This window comes from Mesorhizobium sp. M7A.T.Ca.US.000.02.2.1, assembly GCF_003996995.1.
In the GTDB taxonomy this organism is placed as follows: domain Bacteria; phylum Pseudomonadota; class Alphaproteobacteria; order Rhizobiales; family Rhizobiaceae; genus Mesorhizobium.
Window position 1 is genome coordinate 1 of the sequence record NZ_RZTT01000738.1, and the last position, 1,490, is coordinate 1,490.

2 protein-coding genes are annotated in these 1,490 nt (G+C 58.7%); both read right to left on the reverse strand.

The window, feature by feature from the left end; all coding sequences use genetic code 11:
- Positions 1-228, reverse strand: a 228-nt coding sequence (locus tag EOD15_RS34155; RefSeq protein ID WP_127409296.1) for an SDR family NAD(P)-dependent oxidoreductase, incomplete at its 3' end; no start/stop codon positions are given.
- A gap of 59 nt (positions 229-287) precedes the next feature.
- Positions 288-1,274, reverse strand: a complete 987-nt coding sequence (locus EOD15_RS34160) for a substrate-binding domain-containing protein (protein ID WP_127318350.1) — start codon at positions 1,272-1,274, stop codon at positions 288-290.
- Positions 1,275-1,490 lie beyond the last annotated feature (216 nt).

Genomic DNA, 1,490 nt, shown 5'->3' on the forward strand with positions numbered 1-1,490 from the left:
CACGGATTGCGGATCGGACACATCGCAGACGAAGGACTTCGCGCCGTTGCCGAGTTCGTCGGCCTTCGATCTCGCAACCGATTCATTGATATCGATCACGCCGACGGCAGCGCCCTTCACGGCAAATGCCGATGCAATGGCACTTCCGATGCCGGAGGCGCCGCCGGTGATCAGAGCGACTTTGCCACCAAGTGAAAAATTGAGATCAACCTGTATTGAATCGGTCATGGTTCTCTTCCCGGCCTGTTGGAAAGTGGGGTGTGCCAGAGGCACACCCCACGGCTGAATCACTTGCGCGTCGCAAGCAGCTTGTCGACGTTTTCGGCCGTTACCGGCGTCCACGGCACATTGTAGATCTTCTCCTTGCCGTCCTTCCACGGCATATCCTTGTAGGTTTCCCAAATGTCGGACTGGGGCTTGTAGTCACCCTTCTTTGCATTGAAAATGGCAAGATCGAGCGCCCCTTGTGCCTGGGCACGCGCGTCCTGAAGGATCGACGTCATCTCGCCGTTCTTGACGGCGTGGAGCGCGTCGGTGATGCCGTCGATGCCGGCAATGGAGAAGCTCTTCACGTCAAGGCCGGCAGCCTTGATCGCCTCGATGGCGCCGAGAGCCATTTCGTCATTCTGGCCAATCACGCCATTGATCTGCTTGGGGTGAGCGGTGAGCCAGTTTTCCATCAGCGTCTGGGCTTCAGCGCGCGACCAGTTCGCCGTTTGATCTTCGAGGATCTTGACGTCCGGGCACTCGGCAAGCGCCTTCTTGTTGCCCTCGAGACGAGAAATCTGTGCGGACTGACCGACCGGCCCCTCGAGAATGACGACGTTGCCCTTGCAGCCGATCTTGTCGAGCACGGTCTTGGCTTCCATGTAGCCCGAGATCGTATCGTCGGAGCCGACATAGGAGGCCAAGAGATCGGAATTGACGCGGGTGTTGGAGCCGATGACCGGGATGCCTGCGTCGACGGCCGTCTGTACGGCGGCCGCGCCCGCATCGACGTCAATCGGCGCGAAGATGATCGCATCGTATTTCTGTGTGACCATCGTCTTGAACTGGTCTTGCTGGACCAGGGCATCATATTTGCCGTCGAAGACCGTTAGTTCGACTTCACCGCTCTTGACGGCAGGGTGTTCCTGAAGCGCCGCCGCCCAGATCTGCATGAACTCCGCATTCAACCCGTAAGGTGCTGCGCCGATCTTGATCTTCTCCTGCGCTATGGCCGACGAGGCCAGCAGCGCGGTCGCGGATGCGAGCGCTATCATCAATAATTTCATTTCGTACCTCCACTTTAAGTGAGCGACCGACATGGTTCGCCTATCAACGGACACGCGGTGTGCAGGTCCGATCCCGGAAGGGCCTTCTCGTCTGAGCTTAGGACCCAAAACCGGGTCCCAGTTTCAGCCCGAAACGCTAAGCCCCGTAGTTTCTCTTCTGGTCGAGCATCACGGCGCCGACGATGAGGGCGCCCTTGAGCACTTGCTGGTAATAGG